General features: G+C 67.7%; 20 protein-coding genes and 1 pseudogene. 12 read left to right on the forward strand and 9 right to left on the reverse strand.

Going from position 1 to position 23,247, the window contains the following annotated elements:
- Positions 1 to 39: 39 nt before the first annotated feature.
- Complete coding sequence (locus tag ACOGI8_RS04820) at positions 40 to 1,503, forward strand: amidase (RefSeq protein ID WP_419855755.1); 1,464 nt, start codon at positions 40 to 42, stop codon at positions 1,501 to 1,503.
- Here ACOGI8_RS04820 and ACOGI8_RS04825 read toward each other — a convergent pair.
- Positions 1,500 to 3,032, reverse strand: coding sequence for a HEAT repeat domain-containing protein (locus ACOGI8_RS04825; RefSeq protein ID WP_419855756.1), 1,533 nt, complete (start codon positions 3,030 to 3,032; stop codon positions 1,500 to 1,502). The two genes, ACOGI8_RS04820 and ACOGI8_RS04825, sit on opposite strands and share 4 nt — an antisense overlap.
- Before the next feature lie 109 nt (positions 3,033 to 3,141).
- Between ACOGI8_RS04825 and ACOGI8_RS04830 the strand changes: the two genes are divergently transcribed.
- Complete coding sequence (locus tag ACOGI8_RS04830; protein WP_419855757.1) at positions 3,142 to 4,869, forward strand: DNA methyltransferase; 1,728 nt, start codon at positions 3,142 to 3,144, stop codon at positions 4,867 to 4,869.
- Positions 4,870 to 4,883: 14 nt separating this feature from the next.
- On the opposite strand, the gene ACOGI8_RS04835 is transcribed toward ACOGI8_RS04830, so the two are convergent.
- Positions 4,884 to 5,321, reverse strand: a complete 438-nt coding sequence (locus ACOGI8_RS04835; RefSeq protein ID WP_419855758.1) for a hypothetical protein — start codon at positions 5,319 to 5,321, stop codon at positions 4,884 to 4,886.
- A 207-nt stretch (positions 5,322 to 5,528) separates the two neighbouring features.
- Here ACOGI8_RS04835 and ACOGI8_RS04840 point away from each other — a divergent pair, with 207 nt between their 5' ends.
- Positions 5,529 to 6,536 carry an ABC transporter ATP-binding protein gene (locus tag ACOGI8_RS04840; RefSeq protein WP_419855759.1) on the forward strand — a complete coding sequence of 336 codons (1,008 nt, stop codon included), beginning with the start codon at positions 5,529 to 5,531 and terminating at the stop codon, positions 6,534 to 6,536.
- Complete coding sequence (locus tag ACOGI8_RS04845) at positions 6,533 to 7,378, forward strand: ABC transporter permease (RefSeq protein WP_419855760.1); 846 nt, start codon at positions 6,533 to 6,535, stop codon at positions 7,376 to 7,378. The genes ACOGI8_RS04840 and ACOGI8_RS04845 overlap by 4 nt, the downstream gene beginning before the upstream one ends.
- A gap of 87 nt (positions 7,379 to 7,465) precedes the next feature.
- Here ACOGI8_RS04845 and ACOGI8_RS04850 read toward each other — a convergent pair whose 3' ends face one another.
- Positions 7,466 to 8,107, reverse strand: a complete 642-nt coding sequence (locus tag ACOGI8_RS04850) for an MBL fold metallo-hydrolase (RefSeq protein ID WP_419855761.1) — start codon at positions 8,105 to 8,107, stop codon at positions 7,466 to 7,468.
- Positions 8,108 to 8,170: 63 nt separating this feature from the next.
- Positions 8,171 to 9,931: a molybdopterin-dependent oxidoreductase gene (locus ACOGI8_RS04855; RefSeq protein ID WP_419855762.1), complete on the reverse strand. Its 1,761-nt coding sequence runs from the start codon at positions 9,929 to 9,931 to the stop codon at positions 8,171 to 8,173.
- Between the two features lie 267 nt (positions 9,932 to 10,198).
- Here ACOGI8_RS04855 and ACOGI8_RS04860 point away from each other — a divergent pair, with 267 nt between their 5' ends.
- The 4 genes from ACOGI8_RS04860 to ACOGI8_RS04875 all read left to right on the forward strand — a co-directional run bounded on the left by ACOGI8_RS04860 (position 10,199) and on the right by ACOGI8_RS04875 (position 12,912).
- Positions 10,199 to 11,311 (forward strand): acyl-CoA dehydrogenase family protein, encoded by a 1,113-nt coding sequence (locus tag ACOGI8_RS04860; RefSeq protein ID WP_419855763.1) that lies wholly within the window; start codon positions 10,199 to 10,201, stop codon positions 11,309 to 11,311.
- Between the two features lie 77 nt (positions 11,312 to 11,388).
- Positions 11,389 to 11,835, forward strand: coding sequence for a hypothetical protein (locus tag ACOGI8_RS04865; protein ID WP_419855764.1), 447 nt, complete (start codon positions 11,389 to 11,391; stop codon positions 11,833 to 11,835).
- Positions 11,836 to 11,863: 28 nt separating this feature from the next.
- The gene (locus ACOGI8_RS04870; RefSeq protein WP_419855765.1) at positions 11,864 to 12,085 is read left to right on the forward strand and encodes a hypothetical protein; all 222 of its coding nucleotides are present in this window, start codon (positions 11,864 to 11,866) and stop codon (positions 12,083 to 12,085) included.
- A 62-nt stretch (positions 12,086 to 12,147) separates the two neighbouring features.
- A complete protein-coding gene (locus tag ACOGI8_RS04875; RefSeq protein ID WP_419855766.1) occupies positions 12,148 to 12,912 on the forward strand; it encodes an alpha/beta hydrolase family protein in 765 nt (254 codons plus the stop codon).
- A gap of 30 nt (positions 12,913 to 12,942) precedes the next feature.
- Here ACOGI8_RS04875 and ACOGI8_RS04880 read toward each other — a convergent pair whose 3' ends face one another.
- Together ACOGI8_RS04880 and aceE are read right to left on the reverse strand one after the other, a co-directional pair.
- Positions 12,943 to 13,404: a MaoC family dehydratase gene (locus ACOGI8_RS04880; protein WP_419855767.1), complete on the reverse strand. Its 462-nt coding sequence runs from the start codon at positions 13,402 to 13,404 to the stop codon at positions 12,943 to 12,945.
- A gap of 58 nt (positions 13,405 to 13,462) precedes the next feature.
- Positions 13,463 to 16,164: pseudogene (gene aceE / locus ACOGI8_RS04885) on the reverse strand (pyruvate dehydrogenase (acetyl-transferring), homodimeric type).
- Positions 16,165 to 16,185: 21 nt separating this feature from the next.
- Between aceE and ACOGI8_RS04890 the strand changes: the two are divergent.
- Positions 16,186 to 17,250, forward strand: a complete 1,065-nt coding sequence (locus tag ACOGI8_RS04890; RefSeq protein ID WP_419855768.1) for a ribonuclease H family protein — start codon at positions 16,186 to 16,188, stop codon at positions 17,248 to 17,250.
- Here the strand turns inward: ACOGI8_RS04890 and ACOGI8_RS04895 are convergent.
- The 3 genes from ACOGI8_RS04895 to ACOGI8_RS04905 all read right to left on the reverse strand — a co-directional run bounded on the left by ACOGI8_RS04895 (position 17,247) and on the right by ACOGI8_RS04905 (position 18,328).
- Positions 17,247 to 17,681 (reverse strand): SRPBCC family protein, encoded by a 435-nt coding sequence (locus tag ACOGI8_RS04895; protein WP_419855769.1) that lies wholly within the window; start codon positions 17,679 to 17,681, stop codon positions 17,247 to 17,249. The two genes, ACOGI8_RS04890 and ACOGI8_RS04895, sit on opposite strands and share 4 nt — an antisense overlap.
- Positions 17,682 to 17,713: 32 nt before the next feature.
- Complete coding sequence (locus tag ACOGI8_RS04900; protein WP_419855770.1) at positions 17,714 to 17,941, reverse strand: hypothetical protein; 228 nt, start codon at positions 17,939 to 17,941, stop codon at positions 17,714 to 17,716.
- A 66-nt stretch (positions 17,942 to 18,007) separates the two neighbouring features.
- The gene (locus tag ACOGI8_RS04905; RefSeq protein ID WP_419855771.1) at positions 18,008 to 18,328 is read right to left on the reverse strand and encodes a hypothetical protein; all 321 of its coding nucleotides are present in this window, start codon (positions 18,326 to 18,328) and stop codon (positions 18,008 to 18,010) included.
- Between the two features lie 226 nt (positions 18,329 to 18,554).
- Here ACOGI8_RS04905 and lpdA point away from each other — a divergent pair, with 226 nt between their 5' ends.
- Genes lpdA through lipA form a run of 3 tightly spaced genes read left to right on the forward strand, consistent with a single transcriptional unit; the run spans position 18,555 to position 23,236 of the window.
- On the forward strand, positions 18,555 to 20,018 hold the full coding sequence (gene lpdA, locus ACOGI8_RS04910) for a dihydrolipoyl dehydrogenase (protein WP_419855772.1): 1,464 nt from the start codon (positions 18,555 to 18,557) through the stop codon (positions 20,016 to 20,018).
- A gap of 39 nt (positions 20,019 to 20,057) precedes the next feature.
- Entirely contained in the window at positions 20,058 to 21,464 is a 1,407-nt protein-coding gene (locus ACOGI8_RS04915) for a dihydrolipoamide acetyltransferase family protein (RefSeq protein ID WP_419855773.1), read from the forward strand.
- 2 nt (positions 21,465 to 21,466) lie between these two features.
- Complete coding sequence (gene lipA, locus ACOGI8_RS04920) at positions 21,467 to 23,236, forward strand: lipoyl synthase (protein ID WP_419855774.1); 1,770 nt, start codon at positions 21,467 to 21,469, stop codon at positions 23,234 to 23,236.
- Positions 23,237 to 23,247: the final 11 nt, after the last annotated feature.

The raw sequence follows: 23,247 nt of genomic DNA on the forward strand, positions 1-23,247 counted from the left end.
TACGCGGCGGCGTGGGTGCGTCTGTGGTCGAATGACCCGATGAACTCGGGCTCCGGAAATGATGCGGGCATCTGCGGGTTGCCTGCCACACACATGGCGGCCATGCTGGCGAAGGGCGAGATCTCGGCGCGAGAGCTGCTGGCAGCCCATCTTGAGCGCATCGAGCAGGTCAACCCGGCACTGAACGCCATTGTCACGTTCACGCCGGAACGAGCGGCCGAGCGTGCGGCGGCAGCCGACGAGGCGCACGCCCGCGGCGAGTCGCTGGGACTGCTGCACGGGCTGCCCGTGGCGCACAAAGACCTAGCGCTGACGGCTGGCGTGCGCACCACGATGGGCTCGCCGCTGTTCGCCGACTTCGTTCCCGACATCGATGCGCTGGTGGTGGAGCGTCAGCGGGAAGCCGGGGCCGTGATGGTGGGCAAGACCAACACGCCCGAGTTCGGCGCCGGCTCGCACACGTTCAACCCGGTGTTCGGCATCACCCGCAATCCCTACGACGTCGGCAAGACCTGCGGCGGCTCCAGCGGGGGCGCAGCAGTGGCGCTGGCCGCCCGGATGCTGCCGCTGTGCGACGGGTCAGACCTGGGCGGCTCGCTGCGCAACCCGGCCGCGTTCTGCAACATCGTCGGCTTCCGGCCCTCGCCTGGACGGGTGCCGTCGACTACGGCGATGGATGCCTGGTTCCCGCTGGCGGTCGAGGGCCCGATGGGCCGGACGGTCGGCGACGTGGCGTTCTTCCTGCAGGCGCTGGCCGGCCCCGACGACCGCTCGCCGGTGTCGAACCAGGAGTCGCCGGACGTTTTCGCCGGTTCGCTGGAGCGGGATCTGCGCGGTGTGCGGGTGGCGTGGTCGCCTGACGCCGGCGGTCTCCCGGTCGACCCGGCGGTTCGGGCCGCGACGTCGAACGTGCCCGATGTGCTCGCCGACCTGGGCTGCGAGGTCATCGAAGCCTGGCCCGACCTGTCCGACGCCCCGCAAGTCTTCCAGGCCCGCAGGGCCTGGGTGATGGCGGTCGGCTTCGGCCAGCTGCTCGAACAGCACCGGGATCAGTTCAAGGAAACACTCGCTTGGAACATCGACAAGGGCCTGCAGATGACCATCAGCGAGTACGCAGATGCCTGCCGTCGCCACTCCCAACTGTTCGCCGCTGTCGACTCCTTCATGTCGCCCGATGGCGACGGTTTCGAGTTTCTGGCGTGCCCGACCACCCAGGTGCCGCCGTTCGACGTCGAGGTCGAGTACCCCACCGAGATCGAAGGCGTCGAGTTCGAGACCTACATCGACTGGATGCGCTCATGCAGCGACATCACGGTCACCACCCATCCCGCCATCTCGGTTCCGGCCGGATTCACCACCCCGACCGACACCGCCCCAGCGGGTCTCCCCGTCGGCCTCCAACTCATCGGCCGCCACCGCGCCGATCGCGCCGTCCTAGAACTAGCTCAAGCCTGGGAATCGGCCACCAATCACGCCGCCGTCTTGCCGCCTCCCATCGGCTAAGGCCCAATTGGCCTCGGCCCATGAGCGCCAACGCCCCGTGCATCGAGAGTCGTGGGATGAAGCGGGTCGAACCGGATCTTCTGGAGATCGAGTGCAGCGAGCGGGTCGTCGTCTTCGCCGTTGAGCCAGTCGAGTTCCCGTAGCCACATTGGTTCCAAAGCGATCCTGAGCGCCGTTGTCAGTCGTCCCGCTGCTCGTGTTCGCACGGCCGATGCTCCCATGAGGCCAAGTGCGTACAGAGCCCATGGCCGGGCTTGCTCTAGTTGCTCGTACGCATCAAGCAGCGCGTCGACGCTTCCCGTGCGGGCGAGAACGTTGGCCGCAGTAGAGGCCTTGCGCTGGTTGCCGCTGTCCAGCCATTCGAGCAACGTCGCCTCCATGTCTGCGGTCACGGTGTCAATTGCGGCGACGGCGTGAAATGCGACGATGGGTTCCGGGTCGAGCGCGGCGGGCAGTAACCGGACAGGGTCGGCTGCCGCCCCTTGCCCGACGCCCCATGCGGCGGCGGCCCGGACGTCTTCATGAAGGTCAAGCTGCGCCGCAATATCGGACAGTGCGTGGGTTGCAGCGGGCGCTGACACCTCTGCGAGCGCCAGAACTGCTTCCATCGAGCGTTCGCGCTCCGTGGCGGCATCGACAGTCGAGGTGATTGCCGGCACCCAGCGGTCCGGGTCGGAGCGTGCGAGCGCTGCACGAGCTTCGAGCTGGATGCGCCAGTCCTCGTGCGGGTCGTCTGCGACCCGGAACAACAGCGCAGCCATGTCCGCTCGATCAGCGACGCTGAGTGCCCGTACTGCGCCGAGGCGTTCGACCGGGTCCGGAGAGCGGATGGCCTCCAGAACGTTCCACGTCTCGCCAGGGCACGCGAGGGAAGCCGGCGGCTCCACAATGCCGGCGACGATGCGCTCGTCGGGCTCGAAAGTGTCTCCGGGCTGCAGGTACCGGTAGCGAGGACCGGTCCAGTTGCGCCAGTGCCAGTAGTTGCGTCGTCTCCCAGTGTCGTCGGTGACGACGATCCGATCTTGATCGTCGACGCCCTCGAAGGTGCCGCCGTAGCTGGGCACCCAGCACGGCCATCGCAGTGTCACTTCGGAACCCTCGGACGCGGCCTTCGGCTGAGAACGGCGCGCGTTCGCCACGCTGGAACGCAGAGCGGCCGTCGTGAACCAGTCTGGCTCAGCGGCAACGGGTGGAAACCCACTCGAGTCAGCCCGCATGAATGCGTATAGGTCCGAATCACGCATGCCGCCGTCGTCCCATCGGCGACCCGGTGTGTCGGAGTGCGACAGCACGATTCCCAGCTTCGACTTCGCCCGTGCCTCGACGCGGAGGCCGCAACGAACGCACAACAGGTCGGGCAGGCGCAGACGCTTCACCTTGGACTGCCAGACCTTGTTGGCCATCGCGTAGCGCTCGAACTCAATGGGTTGATGGCCGTAGCGATCACGCAGGACATCGGCGGCGGTCGCGGCGCCGACCGCTCCCATCGCGACGAACCGGGCGAAGTCTCCGTCTTCCTTGAAACCCATCGCTCCACCTTCTCCGGACGGCATGATGTGACGTATGCCGCGAACGCCCCACGCTACGGCCGCTGTCAATGGGCAGGCGGGGCTTTTTCAACCCGGCAGCAATGGCGCTGTGGCGCTGCCTGCGACGGTTGCGGTGAAGCGCTCGGACCCCGTGTACATGGCCCACGCGTATCTCACCAAGGTGCCGGTGACCGCCGTGCTGCCGTTCATCGAGGCGCTCACGGCACCCGGTGACACCATCCTCGATCCGTTCGCCGGGTCGGGCATGACCGGTGTGGCCGCTCTGGCATCGGGTCGGCGGGCCCACCTGTTCGACGTGTCAGTGCTCGGGCGGCACATCGGCAGCAACTACGTCAAGCTCGTCGATCCGACCCAGCTTCGATGCGCAGGGCAGGCGGCAGTGAAGCAGGCCCGCGATGTGCTCGGCGACATCTACGGCGTGAAGTGCGCCGCGTGCGGAAGGCGTGCTGAGACGGCCAAGACGATCTGCTCGGTCATCGTCGAATGCGCTGCATGCGGTGCTCAGGTCAACTACTTCGAGTCGCTCCGCGATGCCGAATGGAGCAAGGCGGCGATGGGTTGCACCGACTGCGGGGCTGCGATCAGCAGTCGGTCAAGGCGGCTGGGCGAGGGACCAGTTGTCGATTCCATTGCCTGCGTTTGCTCGCGCACACAGTTGGAGCAACCCTGGTCTGAGCCGCTGTCGCCGCCGATGTCGGACGTCTCGTGGCCTGATGCAATGATCGAGCCGTCGCGGCAGATGTATCAGGCGTCGGCTCTCGGGCGTCATGGCCTGACATCGACGGCAGCTTTCTTCGGCCGTCGAAATCTGTACGCGCTGGCGGCCCTCCGCGATTCAGTTGAGGCCACGGAAGACGTTCCCGTGCGCGAGAAGCTGCGCTTCGCCTTCACCGCGATCCTGACCCGGGCGAGCAAGCGGTACCAGTGGTCGCGTCAACGGCCGCTCAACGCAGCAAATGCCAACTACTACGTAGCGCCCGTGTTCTACGAGTGGAACGTTTTCGATCTGTTCGCCCGCAAGGTTGAGGCTGTCATCCGATCTGACGAGTGGATACGCGCCCTGCGGAGCGAGCGCGGACTCGCAGTGACTGTGTCAGGCGATGACATCGCCTACGAGGTTGCGAGCGCCACTTCGCTGCCGCTGGAGGATGACTCCGTCGATTATGTGTTCACCGATCCGCCGTTTGGCTCGAACATCTTCTACTCCGACATGAACCTGTTCCACGAGGTCTGGCTGCCGGGTCAGCAACTCACGGACTCCGGGCTTGAGGCCGTTGTCGACAGAACCGACACAGGCGCGTACCGCTCGGCAGATCGGTACGAATCGATATTGACCGAAGCGCTGCGGGAGTGCAGCCGCGTGTTGAAGCCGGGCGGCCACATCACGTTGTTGTTCGGCAACAGCGATGGCGGTGTGTGGCGGCTTCTTCAACGGGCCATCGCGACGGCGGGGCTGGTGGTGGTGCCGGAGATGATCGCCACCCTCGACAAGGGCCAGCGATCGGTGAAGGGCTTGGCCTCTGGCTTCGAGCACGTCTCGACCGTCGACCTCATGCTGACCATGCGTGTTGGATGTCCGCCGGGAGCAGTGACGGTGCCGACATCCGATGAGGTCGCGGCCGTGCTGCGGGAAGCGCTTGCGGCATCCGGTCGGCTCAGCCCCAGCCAGTGCTACGTCGAGGTGCTGCGTGAGGGCTTCCGAAGAAGCTGGGACCTGTCGGCAGTTAATCTTCGAACGGTGACCCAGGCACTGCGCGATGCCGACTACGAGGTTGATCGGCGAACCGGCCTGCTTCGCCAGAAAACGAACGCTTGACCAACCTCTACGGGTCAGGCAGGTGATCGGGCGACGGTCACCCGGGCAGTGGCCACCATGTGCGGATCGCAGTCACACGATGGGCAGGACTCCTTGCAAAGAACGCAGGAACCGTGGCGTTCGTGGTGTGGACGACCTTCCATGTCGACCACCAGAGCGATATCTGACGACAATCCTCGGCGCGCCCGCTCTGTGTTATCGATGGTGCTGTCCCACTGCATCGGCAGGTATGTCCCGGCGGAGAAGGCTGCGGTCTCGTGCTCTGCTGCGACCCACGACAGGGCCTCGTCGGCGACCTTGGCCATTGCTGCCCGGTCTTCTGCGGTGACAGTGCCATCACGCAGATCGACGCGGCGCTCGCCAATCAGCCAAGGGACGAGGTCATCGTCGAAATCGGCAGGCTCGTAGCGACGCTCGCTTATGAGTTCGCCATTGGGTCCGAATGCGCTCACTTGAACTTCGAGCGCAACGGGGAGCCTGATATCAGAAGCACGGTCGAAGATCACATTGCCACCTTTGCTTGTCCGAGACCTTCTTCGGGTCAGCGTGCCAGCAGAATCGAGCGTACGTGATCGACTGCGGAGCAGGCACGTCGCCAAGCCGACGAGAGTCCGCTGCGAGCGTCAGCGGCCCGCAGGCCGCTCGGTAGCCTGCCGCCGGTGTCCGAATCGAATTCCGCAGCGCCGGTAACGGCCATCGAGGCCCATGGGCTGGTGCGCGACTTCGGGACCAAGCGGGCGGTGGACGGGGTGGACTTGCTGGTTCACCAGGGCGAGATATTCGGCTTCCTGGGTCCGAATGGCGCGGGCAAGAGCACGACGGTACGCATGCTGTGCACGCTGCTGACACCGACGGCGGGCTCAGCGAGGGTGGCCGGCTACGACGTGGCCAAGAATCCGGGCGAGGTCCGCGTCCGCATCGGCGTGGCCATGCAAGAGGCGGCCCTGGACGACAAGCAGACCGGCCGCGAGATCCTCGACTTGCAGGCCCGCTTGTACGGGCTGCGCCCAGCCGACAGAGCCTCATCCATTTCCCAGGCCATCGACCTTGCCGACATCGGCGATGCAATCGACGACCGGGTCAGCACGTATAGCGGCGGCATGAAGCGGCGCCTTGATCTGGCGGCATCGCTCATCCATGCACCTGAAGTGATCTTCCTCGACGAACCGACCACCGGTCTCGACCCGGTGAGCCGTACACAGGTCTGGGAGGAGGTGCGACGTCTCAACAGTGAGCTGGGCGTCACGGTGTTCCTCACTACCCAGTACCTGGAGGAAGCCGATGCGCTGGCGGATCGGATCGCGATCCTGGCCGACGGCCGGATCGTGGAGCAGGGAACGCCGGTCGAGCTGAAGCGGGGTGTCGGCGCCGACGTCATCGTGGTGGATCTCGAGCCCAGCGACATCAGCCGGGCAGCCGAAGTGGCGTCGTCAGTGCCGGGCGCAGATGACGTGACATCAGGCCGGCTCGGCGTGACTATCGCGACATCCGACGGCGCCGGGCTCATCGGTGCGGCCGCGGTGGCGTTGGCGAACGCCGACGTGCATCCCATCGCGCTGACGGTACGCACGCCCACGCTCGACGACGTATTCCTGCAGGCCACCGGGTACCGCATGGCCGTTGCCGAAGAAGCGGCTGCAGACGAGGCGACGAAGGGCACGCTATGACCGACACCACAGCGCCGGCGCTGACGGGCGGCGGACTCACCCGCCGGGTCGGCTTTGTGACCGACATCGCCACTATTGCCCGGCGGGCGGTTCGCAGCGTGCTGCGCGAACCCGAGTTCGTGGGACCGGCGCTCATCATCCCGGTGTTCTTCTTCGTAGTGAACGTCGGTGCGCTCGAGCCGTTCGTGGAGGCGGGGGCTGCAGCCGGCGAAGGGGCCGGCCCGATGTCGGGCGGCGTCGCCGACTACCGGGCGTTCCAGCTGCCGGTGGCGATCATCTTCGCTGTGACAGGAATCTCACGCGCCAGCGTGCTGGTGATCGACATCCAGTCCGGCTATCTCGACCGCATGCTGGTGACGCCGATTCGACGGTCCACCCTGCTGCTCGGCCTCATGGTGGCCGACATCGTGATGGCGCTGGGGCTGGCGCTGTTCGTGATTGTCATGGGGCTGGCCTTCGGCGTGTGGTTCGAGACCGGCGTCTTGGGACTGGCCGTGTTCTTGCTGCTGTCGATTGCGTGGAGCCTTGCGTTCACCGGCTTCCCGTACACCGTGGCGCTGCGCACCGGGAACCCTGCCGCAGTGAACTCCGCGTTCCTGATTTTCTTCCCGTTCGCGTTCCTGACGCCGGCCTTCCTGCCCCGGGAGCTGATGTCGGGCTGGATGCGCGCTGTTGCAGCCTGGAACCCGGTCACCTACCTGCTCGAGGGCATGCGCACGATCCTGACGACGGGCTGGGACGGCGCTGCGCTCGCCAAGGGCGCGGCGGCAATCCTCGGCCTCGCCGTAGTCACCTTCTTCATGGCGTTCAGGTCGCTCGGCCGTCGCGTAGCGACGGGATAGATGCAGCCGCCGGGTGGCGACCGGATAGACGCAGTCGTCGCGTAACGACGGGTGAGACACAGTCGCTGGATGGCGCCCGGCTAGGAGCTACCAGCGGCGGTCGATCCACTCCTGCAGCTGGGGCGACTCGGTGCCGATCGTGGTGTCGAGGCCATGGCCGGGGAGCACCATTGTGTCTGCGGGAAACTCCGAGAACATCCGGTCCTCGATGCTGCGGATGATCTGATCGAAGTCGCCGCCGCCGCTGGTGGCGCCGGGCCCTCCCGGGAACAGGGTGTCACCGGTGAACAGCAGCGGCGTGCCCTCGACGTGAAAGCTCATGGAGCCGGCAGTGTGACCGGGATTGTGAATCGTGCGGATCCGCAGGCGGCCCACTTCGATCACGGAGTCGTCTTCGAGGATGTAGTCGTAGCTGGGCAGCATCGACGCGTCCTCGGCCGTGATGCCTACCTCGATGCCGGCGTCGCGCACGGCAGGCACGGCCTGGATGTGGTCCCAGTGGCCGTGGGTCTCCACCACCGTGACGACGCCGAGCTTCTGACACACCTCCAGCAGGCGCTCATGCTCGTTCGAAGCGTCGATCAGCATCGCCTCGCCGGTCTCGGTGCAGCGGATGGTGAAGACGTTGTTGTCGAAGTCGTCGGGAAAGCCGTGGGGCAGGTTGCCCTCGAGCGGGCGCACGACATGCTTGTGGACTTCGATACCGGTGGCGGACCAGTGCAGAGCCATGGCCGCATCCTAAGAGCGTGCTCGGACAGGTGGGCCCGCTGCGAAGGCGGCAGCGAGCTTGGCTCAGGCGGCGTCCACGCGCACGGCGACGCGGTGCCAGCCTTCGGCCCCGTCGGGCCGTACGTCCTTGGGGCCTTCTGGCTGGGTCATGCCGGTGCCGTCGATGGCCCGCACTTGCAGCGAATGCGTGCCTGAGGTGGGCGTCCAGGGGAGATACCACTGCACCCAGCTCTCGTCGCCGAGCGCCTCGCCCAGATCGCACTGCTGCCACGGGCCGTCGTCGATGCGGACCTCGACGGCGCTGATGCCCCGCGTTGGCGCCCAGGCGATGCCGGCGATGGCAGTCTCGGTCCCCGCTACCGGCCGGTCGCCGCTGCCCGGCACGTCGATCCGGCTCTGCGTCTTCATCGGCCCGCGCTTCGACCATCCCCGCGGCACCCAGTAGCCGTCGAAGGCGTCCCAGGTGGTGAGGTTGATCTCCTCGATCCATTTCACCGCCGACACGTAGCCATAGAGCCCTGCCACGATCAGGCGGGCAGGAAAGCCGTGGCGGGTGGGCAGCGGCTCGCCGTTCATGCCGACGGCCAGCAGGGCGTTGCGGCCGTCGTACAGCAGAGGGGTGGGGAACCCGGCGGTCCAGTCGTCCACCGAGCGGCCGACCACCTGGTCGGCCCCCGACTGCACTCCCGCCCGCTCGAGCAGGTCCACCAGCGGCACGCCGGTCCAGACGGCGTTGCCGACGAGGTTGCCGCCGACCCGGTTCGAGACGCACGACAGCGTGACGACGTGCTCCTGGAGGTCCATCGCCAGGATCTCGTCGAAGGTCAGCTCGTAGGGATTGTCGACCATGCCGGTGAAGCTGAGCTTCCAGTTAGCCGGGTCGACCTGCGGCACCGTCAGCGCTGTGTCGATCCGGTAGAACTCGTTGTTGGGTGTCAGGTAGCTGGAGATGCCGCCGACCTCGTCGAGCGTGTCGAGCGCAGCGACCTGGGTGGCAACGGAGGGTCCAGCCGCGGTAGTGGCCGTGGGCTCAACAGCGGTCGCCGCACCTGCGGCAGCGGTGGTGGGGGGAGGCCTCGTCGCACTCAGGTCGATGCCGGCCCGCGCGGTCTCTGCCGCAGACGGGCCGCGCACGCCACGCCCCAGCGCCACCAATCCCACCGCGGCAACACCGGCACTGCCGACGCCGAGCAGGAACTGGCGGCGGCCGGCATCGGGCACGCCGTCGGGCCTGGCACCAGCGACGACTGCCGGTTCGCCCCCCGGGTCGGGCGGCTCGCTCGGGGGAGGTGGCTCGTGTCGGGCCGGGGCGACTCGCAGCAACAGCCTCAGCGTGATGTAGCCAAGCGCAGCGGCGACGATGGCCACCACCCACGAGCCCACGAACGGGCTCATCGGGTTGCGCGCGGCGGTCCAGCCGCCGATCACGCCGAACGCGGCGAATCCTGCGAACGGCACCCACCGGCGCCGTGGCGCCATGGCACAAGCGCCCAGCAGGCCGCCGATGATCAGCGACACGCCGACAATGCCGATCGCCAGCACCGCCTTGTCCTTCTCACCGAACAGCTCGATGCTCAGCTTCACCGCCCAGTCGGGCGAGTAGTCCACCAGCGCCTCGCCGACGGCCACCACGAGCGACGGGATCGAGTCCACCAGCCCGTCGATGAACTCGCCGAACGCCAGCGCGACAGCCGCACCTGCAATGCCAGCGAGCAGCCCGGCTACCGAGCCGGGTCGGCGGATGAGCCTGCCGATTCCTCGGCCGTCCGGAGCCTCGGAGGGGGAGGGGGCATCTGCCGTGGCCTCGTGGGAACTGTCGCTCATGTCTGCCCGTTTCGATGGAGGGTCGGCTTGCTGGCTGCAGGAGGCCGGCTCAGCCTCCGGGTCGAGTTTGACGGGCACCGGTCGGGGGGTCGAACCGGTGTAACCCGCTAGGGGCGCCTGTCACGAAAGCTAACGCTCCAGGTGTGCCGGAGGTTCCACCGTTTCTGAGTCGATCCGGCCGCTGGGTGATAGAACTTCGGCTGTCCATCGCACCGGCAGGGCCGGTGCTCAAGCGGCACTGGCTGCACCAGCCCCGGAGGCGCGTCCGTGAACTTCGCATTCACCGAGGAGCAGGAAGAGCTCCGCAACTTCGTCCGTTCGTTCCTCGAGGAGAAGTCCCCGGAGACCACCGTTCGGGAGCTGATGGAGACCGACGACGGCTACGACCCCGCCGTGTGGTCGCAGATGGCCGAGCAGCTCGGCCTGCAGGCGCTGATCATTCCCGAGGAGTACGGCGGCCAGGGCGCCAGCTACGTGGAGCTCGGCATCGTGCTTGAGGAAATGGGCCGCAGCCTGCTGTGCTCGCCCTACTTCTCCACGGTGGTGCTGGCCGGCAACGCCATCTTGCACTCGGGCAACGAGAAGGCCAAAGAAGAGCTGCTCGAAGGCATCGCATCGGGCGAGATCATCGCCACGCTGGCGCTGGCCGAGGCCAGCGGCCGTTGGGATGCCGAGGGCGTCGAGGTGGAGGCCACCGATACTGGCGACTCGGCGACGATCTCGGGCGAGAAGATGTTCGTGACCGACGGCGGCACGGCGAACCTGTTCGTGGTGGCAGCGCGCTGCGACGGCGGGATCCACCTGTTCACCGTCGAGGGCGACGCAGCGGGGCTCAGCCGCGAGAACCTCGCCACTATGGACCAAACCCGCAAGCAGGCCCGCATCACTTTTGACAACACGCCGGCCAAGCACCTGTGCGACACCGACAACTTCGCCTACATCGACCAGGTGCTCGACCTGGCTGCGGTGGCGCTGGCCAGCGAGCAGGTCGGCGGTGCGCAGTTCGTGCTCGACATGGCCGTGCAGTACGCGAAGGACCGTGTGCAGTTCGGGCGCCCGATCGGCTCGTTCCAGGCCATCAAGCACAAGTGCGCAGACATGCTGCTCGAGGTCGAGTCGGCCAAGTCGGCCGCCTACTACGCGGCCTGGTGCGCTGCGGAGATGAACGACGAGCTGCCGTCGGTGGCGTCGCTTGCCAAGGCCTACTGCTCCGAGGCGTATTTCCATTGCGCCGCGGAGAACATCCAGATCCACGGCGGCATCGGCTTCACGTGGGAGCACCCCGCGCACCTGTACTTCAAGCGCGCGAAGAGCTCAGAGCTGATCTTCGGCGATCCTGCATACCACCGGGAGCAACTCGCCCAGCGCATCGGCCTCTAGGCCGCGACACGACAAACTGAGGCAATGCGAAGCGGCAGTCGCGCCGCGCCCGCATCTGAGCTGCCGGGGAGGCACCGGTGATCGTCGCGGTCATCGTCATCTCATTGGTGATCGGCTTCGTCGTTGCCGCGGGCGTGGTCGGCACGCAGGCGCAGCGGTTGGGCCGCCAGCGACGCGAGCCCGTGTGGCGTCTCGCCGAGGCGGCGGAAGTCGTCGCCGATCTCGTGCCGTTCGACATTGCTGCGGCACTGGAGCCCAGCGAGCTCGAAGCGCTGCTGCGGGCACACCTCAACCAGCTGCAGTTCGCGCCCCCATTTACGCCAGACGACGCTGATCCTGACGCTGCGGGCGAGACGAGCACGACGGTCACCGAAGACCAGTCTTCTGCGGCCGATCTGTATCGAAGCGTCCGTCGAGACGGGCTTGAGGTGTCGCTGGAGCAGGTCACCGCGGTCGCTGATGCGCACCTGGAGTACCTGCGACTGATTGGCGCACTTGCCGTCGTGGACCCCGACGGAAGCTGAGCCCGCGGCCGGACGGCAGAATGTCCCCATGGAGATCCCCAGGGAGCTTGCCGGCTGCCGATTTGTCGGCGACAAGCGCAACCAGATCGTCTACGACATGGAACTGGCGTCCGATGATCCGGCGGTCACCGAGCAGCTCGCCGCCGCGGTCGCCGACATCGTGGAGGCGCAGTCGTACGCCACCTTCGGCCCCGACGAGTTGCCAGAAGCCCGCAACCGCGGCTATCGCCTGTCGCGGCTCTGCCGCTAGGACGTGACGGTGCGCCCTGCTACAGCCGCGCAAGCGGTGCTCGGCCGACAGCGCGCAGCGACGTGAGCACCGACGTCACCGAGACCACCATCGAGGGCAGCCCGGGCCTCGCAGCGATCCTGGTGCGCCCGAAGCGATCTGTCCGCAGCGGGCCGGCAGTGGTGCTGTGCCACGGTTTCCCATCGATGCAGCGGCCCGGCGTGCCGAACCGCACCTACCAGCTCTTCGCCGAGCGCATCGCCGAGGCCCAGGGCTGGACGGTGCTCGCGGTGAGCATGCGCGGCTGCGGCGAGTCTGACGGCGATTTCTCCCTGCTCGGCTGGATTGACGACATCGGCCGCTCGGTCACCCGTGTGCTCGCCGAGGGCTGCCGGGGTGTATGGCTCGTGGGCTCGACAACCGGCGGCTCTGTGGCGATCCTGGCGGCCGCGCGCGACGCCCGGATTCGCGGCGTGGCCGCGATGGCGCCCAGGGCGGATTTTGACGACTGGGCGAGCGACCCCAAGGCGTTCCTGCAGCACTGTCGCAACGTGGGTGTGATCCGAACTGATGGGTTTCCGAAGTCGACTGGCGCTTGGAATCGTGAACTGAAGCAGAACCGGGCGATGGACGCTGTGGGACAGCTGGCCGACCGGCCGCTGCTGATCCTGCACGGCATCAACGACCGGCAGGTGCCCTACGAAGAGGCCCGACATCTGGCTTCGGGGCATCCCAGTGCAGAGTTGCGCCTCATCGAGGGTGCCGACCACCGCATCCGTCACGATCCGCGAGCGGTGGCCATCCTGCTGGGCTGGCTGGAGCGCCAAGCAGCCGCCCAGTACGCCTAGCCGAGCGAAGCGCTCGTGGATCGGGCTGTTTCAGGTGCGCCGGGCGATCATCATGTTCGCCACCGAGCGCACCACCGTGGTGCCGTGCTCGTTGACGAGTTCGTGTGCCATCTTGACGATGCCCCGGTCGGGCTTGGAGCGGCTCGGGACGAGCTCCAGCACGTCGACTACAAGCGTGAGACGGTCGCCCGGATAGACGGGCGCCAGCCACCGCAGCTCGTCGAGACCGGGTGAGCCCATGCTGGATGGCCCGAGCAGGTGCTCGCCCAGCAGCTTCATCATGATCGAGCCGGTGTGCCATCCCGAGGCGATCAGCCGGCCGTACACGGTGTGACGGGCGGCTTCGGGATCGATGTGGAACGGCTGGGGGTCGAACTTGAGGCCGAATTCGATGATCTCGGCCTCGTCGATCGTCGTGGAGCCGAACGTGAAACGCTCGCCGGCCTCGTAGTCGTCGAACCATCGCTGCGGGCACGGGATGTCGCTGGGCATCGGGACAGTCTGGCGGCGTAGGCCGGACATCACCGGACATGCCCGCTGCTCGCAGGGCTCAGTGCGCTGCTGCGGACCAGGGGTCGGCGCTGTCGGTGGCCAGGCCGTAACGCTTGATGGCTTCCGCCGCCGCGCTCGCATCGATCTCGCCGAGCTCGGCGAGGCGCCACAGCACGGCCACGGTGATGTGCTCGGCGGTGATCTCGAAGTGCTCCCGCAGCCGGCTGCGGGTGTCGCTGTGGCCGAAGCCGTCGGTGCCGAGCGACGTGTAGTCGCGGCCGATCCAGCGCGACACCTGGTCGGGCACGGCCCGCATGAAGTCGGTCACGGCGATCACGGGCCCCATGCCGTCGGCCAGCTGCCGGGTCACGAAGGGCACCTGCTGGGGATCGTCGGGATGGAGCGTGTTCCACCGCTCGCACGACAGCGCCTCCTCGCGCAGCGCTTTGTACGACGTGGCGCTCCACAGGTCGACGCCTACGTCGTGCTCGGCCGCCAGCAGCTCTGCTGCTGCCCGCGCAGCCCCCTGCGCAGAGCCCGAGAACAGGATCGTGCCGGAGTGGGCGCGCCCGGGCGGCGACGGGGCGTAGCGGTACAGCCCCGCCAGCAGATCTTGCACAGCGAGATCATCGGGCTCAGGAGGCTGGACGTAGTTCTCGTTGTAGATGGTGAGGTAGTAGAAGATGTCTTCGCCCACGCCGTACATCCGCCGGATGCCGTCCTGCACGATGGCAGCCAGTTCGTAGGCGAACGCCGGGTCGTAGGCCTGGCACGGCGGCACCACCGAGGCCAGCAGCGGCGAGTGACCGTCCTGGTGCTGGAGACCCTCGCCCATCAGGGTGGTGCGACCCGCCGTGGCCCCCATGAGGAAGCCGCGCCCCCGCATGTCGGCCAGCGCCCAGATCATGTCGCCGACCCGCTGGAAGCCGAACATCGAATAGAAGGTGTAGAAGGGCACCATCGCCACGCCGCGGGTGGCATACGACGTGGCCGCGGCGGTGAAGCTGGCCAGCGCACCCGCCTCGGTGATGCCCTCTTCGAGGATCTGACCGTCGATGTGCTCGGTGTACGACAGCAGCAGGTCGTGATCGACCGGCTCGTACAGCTGCCCCTGGCTGGCGTAGATGCCCAGCTCGCGGAACAGCGAGTCCATGCCGAACGTGCGGGCTTCGTCGGGAATGATCGGCACCACCCGGTCGCCGAAGCCCGGCTCACGCGTCATCGCCCGCAGCATCCGGGTGAACGCCATGGTGGTCGACACCGCCATCTCGCCCGACCCCGCCGAGAATTCCTCGAAGGGTTTGGAGCTGGGCATCGGCAGCGTCTTGCGGCACCAGTTGCCGATGCGCTTGGGCAGCGGGCCGTTGAGCGCCTTGCGGCGTGCCATCAGGTACTCGTGCTCGGCGCTGCCGGGCGCCGGCCGGCAGTAGGGCGGATCGTCGGGATCGAACTCTGCATCGATCTCGCTGTGCAGCCGCAGTCGCTCGCGGATCGTCATGAGCTGCGTGCGGTTCAGCTTCTTGATCTGGTGTGTGGCGTTGCGGGCTTCGAGGTCGGGCCCCAATGACCAGCCCTTGACCGTCTTGGTCAGGATGACCGTGGGGCTGCCCTCGTGCTCGACGGCCGCCTGGTAGGCCGCGTACAGCTTCTTGTAGTCGTGGCCGCCGCGGGGCAGCGTTTGGAGGTCTTCATCGGAGAGGTGCTGCACCATCTCGCGCAGTCGCGGATCGGGGCCGAAGAATCGCTCGCGGATGTACTGCCCGCTCTCCACCGAGTAGCGCTGGTATTCGCCGTCGATGGTCTCGTTCATCTTGTTGAGCAGCACGCCGTCGCGGTCGCGCGCCAGCAGCTCATCCCAGCGGCCGCCCCAGATCACCTTGATCACGTTCCAGCCCGAGCCGCGGAAGTTGGCCTCCAGCTCCTGGATGATCTTCCCGTTGCCGCGCACGGGACCGTCGAGCCGCTGCAGGTTGCAGTTCACCACGAAGATCAGGTTGTCGAGCCGCTCCCGGGCGGCGAGGTGCAGCGCGCCGAGCGTCTCGGGCTCGTCGGTCTCGCCGTCGCCCACGAAGCACCACACCTTCGACTCCGACGTGTTGTCGATTCGGCGGTTGTGGAGGTAGCGGTGAAGCGGGCGTGATAGATGGCCGTGATCGGCCCGAGGCCCATCGACACCGTGGGGAACTCCCAGAATTCGGGCATCAGGCGGGGATGGGGGTACGACGACAGGCCCGTGCGGCCGATCTCGCGCCGGAAGTGCTCGAGGTCGGTGTCGTCGAGGCGGCCTTCGAGATAGGCCCGGGCGTAGATGCCGGGCGCCGCATGGCCCTGGATGTAGATGTGGTCGCCGGGTTCGCCGTCGTCCTTGCCGTGCCAGAAGTGGTTGAAGCCCACGTCGTAGAGCGCAGCGGAACTGGCGAAGGTGGACAGGTGGCCGCCAATGCCGTCGGCCCACGAGTTCGCATGGGTCACCATGGCCACGGCGTTCCAGCGGATGAAGGCCCGCAGGCGCTTCTCGATCTCCTCGTCGCCGGGGAACCAGGGCTCGTCTTCCGGGGCGATCGTGTTGATGTATGGCGTCGAGACGGTGGCGGGGAAGTCGACCTGCATCTCACGGGCCTTGGACATGAGCCGCCGGATCAGGAAACGTGCGCGGTTCTTGCCCCGTTCCTCGACGACTGCCGCGAACGACTGCAGCCAATCGTCGGTCTCATCGGGGTCGATATCGGGAATCTGCTCATGCAACCCGTCAAAGAGCATGGGTTCTAGTGTCGCACTTGGATGAGCCAGATATCGAACGCGGCAGCGCGAGAGGTCTTCACCGACGGGTCATGCCTGGGCAATCCAGGTCCGGGCGGCTGGGCCTACGTGGTCGACGGCGGACCGTGGGCCTGCGGCTTCGAGCCCTCCACCACGAACCAGCGCATGGAGGTCGCGGCTGCGGCGCAAGCCGTCGAGGACCTGGACGGACCGCTGCGCATCGTCAGCGACTCCACCTATGTGGTGAAGTGCTTCACCGATGAATGGTGGAAGGGCTGGCACCGGCGCAACTGGCTGAACACTGCGAAGAAACCGGTGGCCAACCGCGACTTGTGGGAACCGTTCATCGAGGCCGTGCTGGCGCGGGGCGATGTGACGTTCGAGTGGGTGAAGGGTCATGCGGGCCAGCGGCTGAACTCCGCTGCCGACGCGCTGGCTGTGCATGCTGCGGGGGCAGGTGCCGGCCAGAGCGGCAACCGGTTCGACGATGACGTGCTCGATCGGCTGAGCGACCCGCGTTCGGCGCCGCACCGCCCTGCCAAAGGTGCCGTGAGCACCGACGAGCCGACGTCCGGGAACCGGGAGATCACCGGTCACGCGGTAGCCGTGCTGGGCCACCGGCCGCCGGAGCTCGGCGGCTACAACGAGAACCCGGTCTCGCGCAAAGTGCTCCGGCAGTTGAGCGACGTCATTGCGGCCAAGCGCGAGCTGCATCCCGATCTCGTCATAGCGACAGGCCTTGGGCTCGGCGCCGAGACCCTGGGTGCCGAGGCTGCGCTCGCGGCCGGTGTGCCCTATGTGGTGGTGCTGGCGTTCGAGGGGGTTGAGCGTCGATGGCCGGGGCCGTCACGCCAGCGGTTTGCAGAGCTGCGCCAGCGTGCAGTGCAGGAATTCGTGCTTGCCAACCGCGTGCCGGCGGATACCGAGGCATTCGGCAAGGCCATGCGTCGCCGGGACACCTGGTTCATGCACAACTGCGACGAAGCCGTGTTGGTGCGCCGCGCTGACGACCGCACGCTGGGCGATCTGAACCGGCGCCTGGAGGATGCGCTGGACGATGTCTGGGTGATCGAGCCCGGCGACTAATCGCCCTCGGCGGGGGTCTCGACGAGTGCGGCGAGCCGCTCGAGCGTCTTCTCCATGTTGGCCACGTTCTTCTTGTGAGCTCCGATGAGCTCGACACTCCGCGGCAGCTTCGCAGTGGACCAGTCGAAGGTTTCGCGCACGAGCGTGCTGCCGTCGGGCTGGGGTTCGAGCCGGTAGCTCCAACGCTGTCCCTGCCAGTGCGCCCAGGTGATCAGGCGGTTCTCCTCGAACTCCAATACCCGATTCTTGACGGTGTAGGACACGCCGACCTTGATGCGCATCGAGAACGTGCTGCCCAGTGTCAGCGGGGCATTGCTGGTGGTCAGGCGAGCCAGTGTTCCCGAGCCGTCGATCTCGCAATGACGGCCGGGATCGGTCAGCACCGCGAAGATCTTCTCCGCGGGAGCGACAATGAGCCGTTCCACACTCACGCTCCGCTGCTTCGGCTCGGCCATGGCTGTTCTCAGGCGGGCGTAAGCGCGTCTTGAACGATGTCGGGCGGGGGCGTGCCGCCGCCGCGCTCGATGCTGCCGTCGGCCCGCACCAGCATCCACCTCGGCTGGGAGCTGTTGCCGAGCTGGCGCCACAGCTCGCCGTCTTCGTTGGCGACCTGCGGGATCTCGCCCAGCTGGTGCTTGGCCACGAATTTCCGGTAGGAATCCTGGGAATCGCCGCCCGGGACTCCGACCATGATCAGGCTGTCGCCGTGCTCCCTCTTCAGCGCTGCGACCGCAGGCGCTTCGCGATTGCACGCCGGTCACCAGGGCGCCCAGAACCACAGCAGAACATCGTTGCCAGCCGCTGCAGCCAAGTCGAACTGCTGCCCGTCGAGCAGCGCACCCTCCAGCAGCAGGATCTCGGCCCGGGTCTCCTGAACGGCGGCAGTTGTTGCTGTTGGCTCGGCAGCCGCACCGGTGTCGGTGCCGCCGGAGGTGGTAGCGGGCGCCTCGGCAGCAGATGTCGCGGCCGCCGTGTCCCGGGACACGCTGACCTCGACGCTCCCGCAGCCGGCCAGAACGCCGAGGCCTGCCAGCCCGGCAAGCAGCACGATGACCGCTCGGTACCGCGGATGCGTCACCTTGCCGAGCCTATCCCTGGGTCCAGGATGCAATAGCGCGGGATACATTCGGCCCGGTGAGCACCCGGGCATTGATTGCTTTGGCTCTCGTGACTGGGATGGTCATCCTGATGGCGTTCGCAGTCCAGGTGCTCATCGCGCTGTAGCACAGCCTGGCTCGGCCGCAGTGCGTGCGGCGAGGCCCCGGTGCGAACCGGTCGGAAACGCGGCGTACCCTCGTCGCGCGATGGCAGGTGACACGAACACCGGCGATACAGGCAGTCCGGTTCGGTACGACCTCGTGGTGATCGGCGGAGGCCCCGCGGGCTACGGGGCAGCCCTGTACGCCGGCGCTGCGGGCATGAGCGTCGCGCTCGTGGAGCGCGACCGGCTCGGCGGCACGTGCCTGCATCGAGGTTGCATTCCCGCCAAGGAACTGCTCGAGACAGCAGCGGTCTGGCGCACCGTCGGCGAGGCCGCCGAGTTCGGCGTCAATGTCGAGCCGCCGGAGCTGGATTTCGCCGTGTCGCAGGGCCGCAAGCAGCGCATCGTCGACGGCCTCGAGACGGGGGTGAAGGGGCTCCTGCGCCGCCGCAAGGTCACGACCTACGAGGGCACGGGACGGCTGTGTGCCGACCGTTCCGTCGAGGTCGACGCAGGCGAGTCCGGCATCCAGACGCTGCAGGGCGATCACGTCCTCCTCGCAGCGGGATCAGTGCCGATGACGCTGCCCGGCTTCGATCGCGACGGCACGCTGGTGATGACCTCCGACGAGGTCTTGGCACTCGACGAGGTGCCGAGCCGCGTGGCCGTGATCGGCGGGGGCGCCATCGGCTGCGAGTTCGCTTCGATGCTCGCCGATCTCGGTGCCGAAGTCACCGTGCTCGAATACGCGCCGCAGATCATCCCCGGCGTCGACGCCGACATCGCCAAGGCCCTCGCTCGGGCGTTTTCCAAGCGGGGGATCACGGTGCTGACCGGCTGCCGGGTCACCGGCCACACGCCGGGCGGCGGTGGAACAACCGTGCAGCACGAGATCGCTCCCCGGTCTGGCGACGGCGACATGACCGAAGCGTCGCTGGAAGTCGACGCGGTGGTGGTGTCGGTGGGACGCCGGCCGTACGCAGATCATCTCGGCCTCGACGGCACCGGTGTGAAGCTCGACGAGCGGGGCTTCGTGGTGGCCGACGAAGTGTGCCGCACCACCATGGCCGGCGTCTACGCCATCGGCGATCTCATCAATACGCCGCAGCTCGCCCATGTCGGGTTCGCGGAGGCGATCGTGGCCACGAAGGACATGCTCGGCGAAGAACCGGCGCCGGTCGACTACGCGAACGTGCCCTGGGCGATCTACTGCCATCCCGAGGTGGCGTTTGCTGGGCTCACCGAAGCGGCGGCTCGCGAAACCGGTTACGAGGTGGTGACGTCGAAGCACCGCTTCACCGGCAACTCGAGGGCGATGATCGTCAACGACACCGAGGGTCTCGTCAAGATCGTGGCCGAGCGTGAGGCCGACGGCACTGCCGGGCGCGTGCTCGGCGTTCACATGATGGGGCCGTGGGTCACCGAGCAGCTCGGTCAGGGTTACCTGGCGGTGAACTGGGAGGCCACGGTCGCCGAAGTGGCGGCGCTGGTGCAGCCCCACCCCACGCTGTCAGAGCTCTTCGGCGAGACGATGCTCTCGCTCACTGGGCGAGGTCTGCACGGATGAGCCCGGCGGCAGCCGCCGTGCGCCGTTCAGGGGCGCGATATGCCTGACTTGGTGCTGCCCCAGCTCGGCGAGACGGTCACCGAGGGCACCATCACTCGCTGGTTCAAAAACCCGGGTGATGCGATCTCGGTGGGCGAGATGCTCTACGAGGTGTCGACCGACAAGGTCGACAGCGAAGTGCCCTCGCCGATGGAGGGGGTACTCACCGAGATACGCGTCCCCGAGGGCGAGACCGTGGACGTCGGGACGGTGCTGGCGATCGTGGAGCTGGCCGAAGGCGCTGTCGCGCCGCCGCCCGATGCGGCAATCCCCGTGCCCAGTGGCGCGCCAGCAGAACCGGCTGCCGCTCCTGCCGCCGCGCTGGCGCCCGCCGATCCGCCTGCCGCGCCCGCCGCTGCACCTGTCGCGGCGAGTGCGGCTGCCGGACGGGCCAACGGAGCAGCGAACGGGCCTGCAACCGACCATGGCAGCCACTTGCTCTCGCCAGTCGTCCGGCGCCTGGTACGAGAGCATGGCCTCGACCCTGCGGCCCTCGTGGGCACGGGCGTGGGCGGTCGTATCACCCGATCCGATGTGCTGAACGCCATCGACGAGCGGCAGCGCGCTGCGGCTGCAAGTGCGGGCCCCACGACGTCTCCGGCCAGACCGGCCGCCGGCGAATGGCCGTCGGCACCCAGCCCGCCGCCGGTGCCGGCACCGGTCGCCGCTGCTGCCGCAGCCGAATGGACCGACGGCGACTCGCGCTACGAGTCGTTCAACAACATCCGCCGCCGCACGGGTGAGCACATGGTGAACTCCATGGCCACGTCGCCGCACGCTCTCACCGTCGTCGAGGTCGACTACGAGAATGTGGAGCAGGTTCGCCGGGCCCACCGCGAGGCGTGGCGAGCCGCGGAGGGATTCAGCCTCACCTATCTGCCGTTCATCGTGGTCGCCGTGGCAGATGCCCTGGCTCACTGGCCACGGCTGAACGCCTCGGTGGAGGACGGCGGCCTGCGCATCTGGCGCCGTCGCAACGTGGGCGTCGCCGTCGACCTCGACTACGACGGGCTGATCGTGCCGGTGCTACGCGATGCCGACTCGTTCAGCTTGCGTGGCGTTGCCCGCACGATGAACAAGCTTGCTGCGCGTGCCCGAGAGCGGCGCCTGACACCCGACGACATCAGCGGCGGAACGTTCACCATCTCCAACAACGGCTCGTTCGGCACCTACACCACCGCGGCCATCATCAACCAGCCCCAGGTGGCCGTGCTCTCGACCGACGGCGTCGCTCGACGGCCAGTCGTCGTCACGGACCGGTTCGGCAACGAGAGCATCGCCGTGCATTCGGTGGGCCACCTTGCGATGGGCTGGGATCACCGTGCGTTCGACGGCAGCTACGCCGCAGGCTTCCTGGGCCACATCCGCCAGATGCTCGAGCAGCACGACTGGGGAGCGGAGTTCTAACTGTGCACTCCGTGCTGCAGGTGCGCTGGCTCGGCAGGGTCGGCTTCCGCGAAGCGCTCGACTTGCAGCGGCGCCTGTGGGCCCGCAGCGCGGAGAACTACTTGCTGCTGCTCGAACACCACCACGTCTTCACTGCGGGCCCGAGCGCAGACGAGGCCAACCTGCTCGTCGATCCCGGCGAGGTCGGCGCCGACTGCGTCCGCATCGACCGCGGCGGCGACTTCACCTACCACGGTCCCGGCCAACTCGTCGGCTACCCGATCCTGACGCTGCCCGGTCGCCGCGGCGGGGGATTGGCGGAGACATCGGCGTACGTGTGCGATCTGGAACAGGTGCTCATCGATGCGCTGGCCGACCTGGGGCTGCCCGGCTGCGGGCGCTTGCGCGGGTACCCGGGAGTGTGGCTGGATCTTGAGGGCACGCCGCGCAAGATCGCCGCCATCGGCGTGCGTCTGAGCCGCGGCCGCACGATGCACGGCTTCGCGCTCAATGTCGAGACGGATCTGTCGTGGTTCGAACGGATCATCCCGTGCGGCATCCGCGACCTCCGGCCGACGTCATTGCGAGCCGAGGGCTGCGCAGCGACCATGCGCGAGGTGGCCGATGCTGTGGTCCGCCGCGCGGCCGAGCGATGGGGCGGAGCCGGCTGCGAGCGCGCCGACGTGGCGTGGCGGCACCGCCCGTCCGACCTCAGTGCCTTCAGCCGGGGCCTGGGACCGGGGCAACCCTCCGGCCCGGAATCGCCTGATTCTCGTCGTTCGCGAGATACAGCGCGTGCCGCGCTTGCCGGCAAAAGCACTGCGCGTGCAGACGGCACGCGCCGCGTTGCGGTGGCCGCGCCCCGCAGCCGTGCGCGCTTGGCCGAGGCCGGAGTCGACGGCGGCTTGCACCTCGGCGAGCGGAAGCCGTCGTGGCTGCGTGCCGGGATGGACCTGAACGAGGACTATCTCCGGCTGCGCCGGGTGATGCGCCAGCACGAACTGGTGACGGTGTGCGAGGAGGCCGGCTGCCCGAACATCTTCGAATGCTGGGGGGCAGGAACGGCCACGTTCATGCTCAACGGCGAACGATGCACACGTGCTTGCGGCTTCTGTCTCGTGGACACTCGCCAACCGGCACCGCTCGACGCCGGCGAGCCACGCCGGGTCGCCGACGCGGTCGCCGAGATGGGGCTGGATCATGCGGTGGTCACCGCTGTGGCCCGGGACGATCTTCCCGACGGCGGGGCCGCCGCATTCGCCGAGACCATCGCTGCCATCCGGGTTGAGTCGCCCGGCACGACTGTCGAGGTGCTCGTTCCCGACTTCGGCGGCGACGCTGCCTCGCTGCAGACCGTCCTCGACGCGAGCCCCGACATTCTGAATCACAACATCGAGACCGTCGCCCGACTGCAGCGGGCGGTGCGGCCCTCGGCCGGTTACGCCCGCAGCCTCGCCCTGCTGGCGCGCAGCGCCTCGGCGGGGCACGTCACCAAGTCAGGCATCATCGTCGGCATGGGCGAGGACGACGCAGAGGTCGATCTCACGCTGGCCGACTTGGCAGCTGTCGGCGTGAGCATTGTCACGATCGGCCAGTACCTGCGACCGACGAGCCATCACATTCCCGTCGCCCGCTGGGTGCCGCCCGAGTCGTTCGAACGTTGGCGGGCGGTAGGCACCGCGCTCGGCATCGACCATGTCGAGTCGAGCCCGCTGACCCGTTCGAGCTATCACGCCGCCGAATCCGCCGCAGCCGTGGAGCTCAGCGCGCGGACCCGCTCGGTCCCCGCGTAGCGCACCCCGAT

This window comes from Candidatus Poriferisodalis sp. (assembly GCF_965204195.1).
Classification (GTDB): domain Bacteria; phylum Actinomycetota; class Acidimicrobiia; order Acidimicrobiales; family Poriferisodalaceae; genus Poriferisodalis.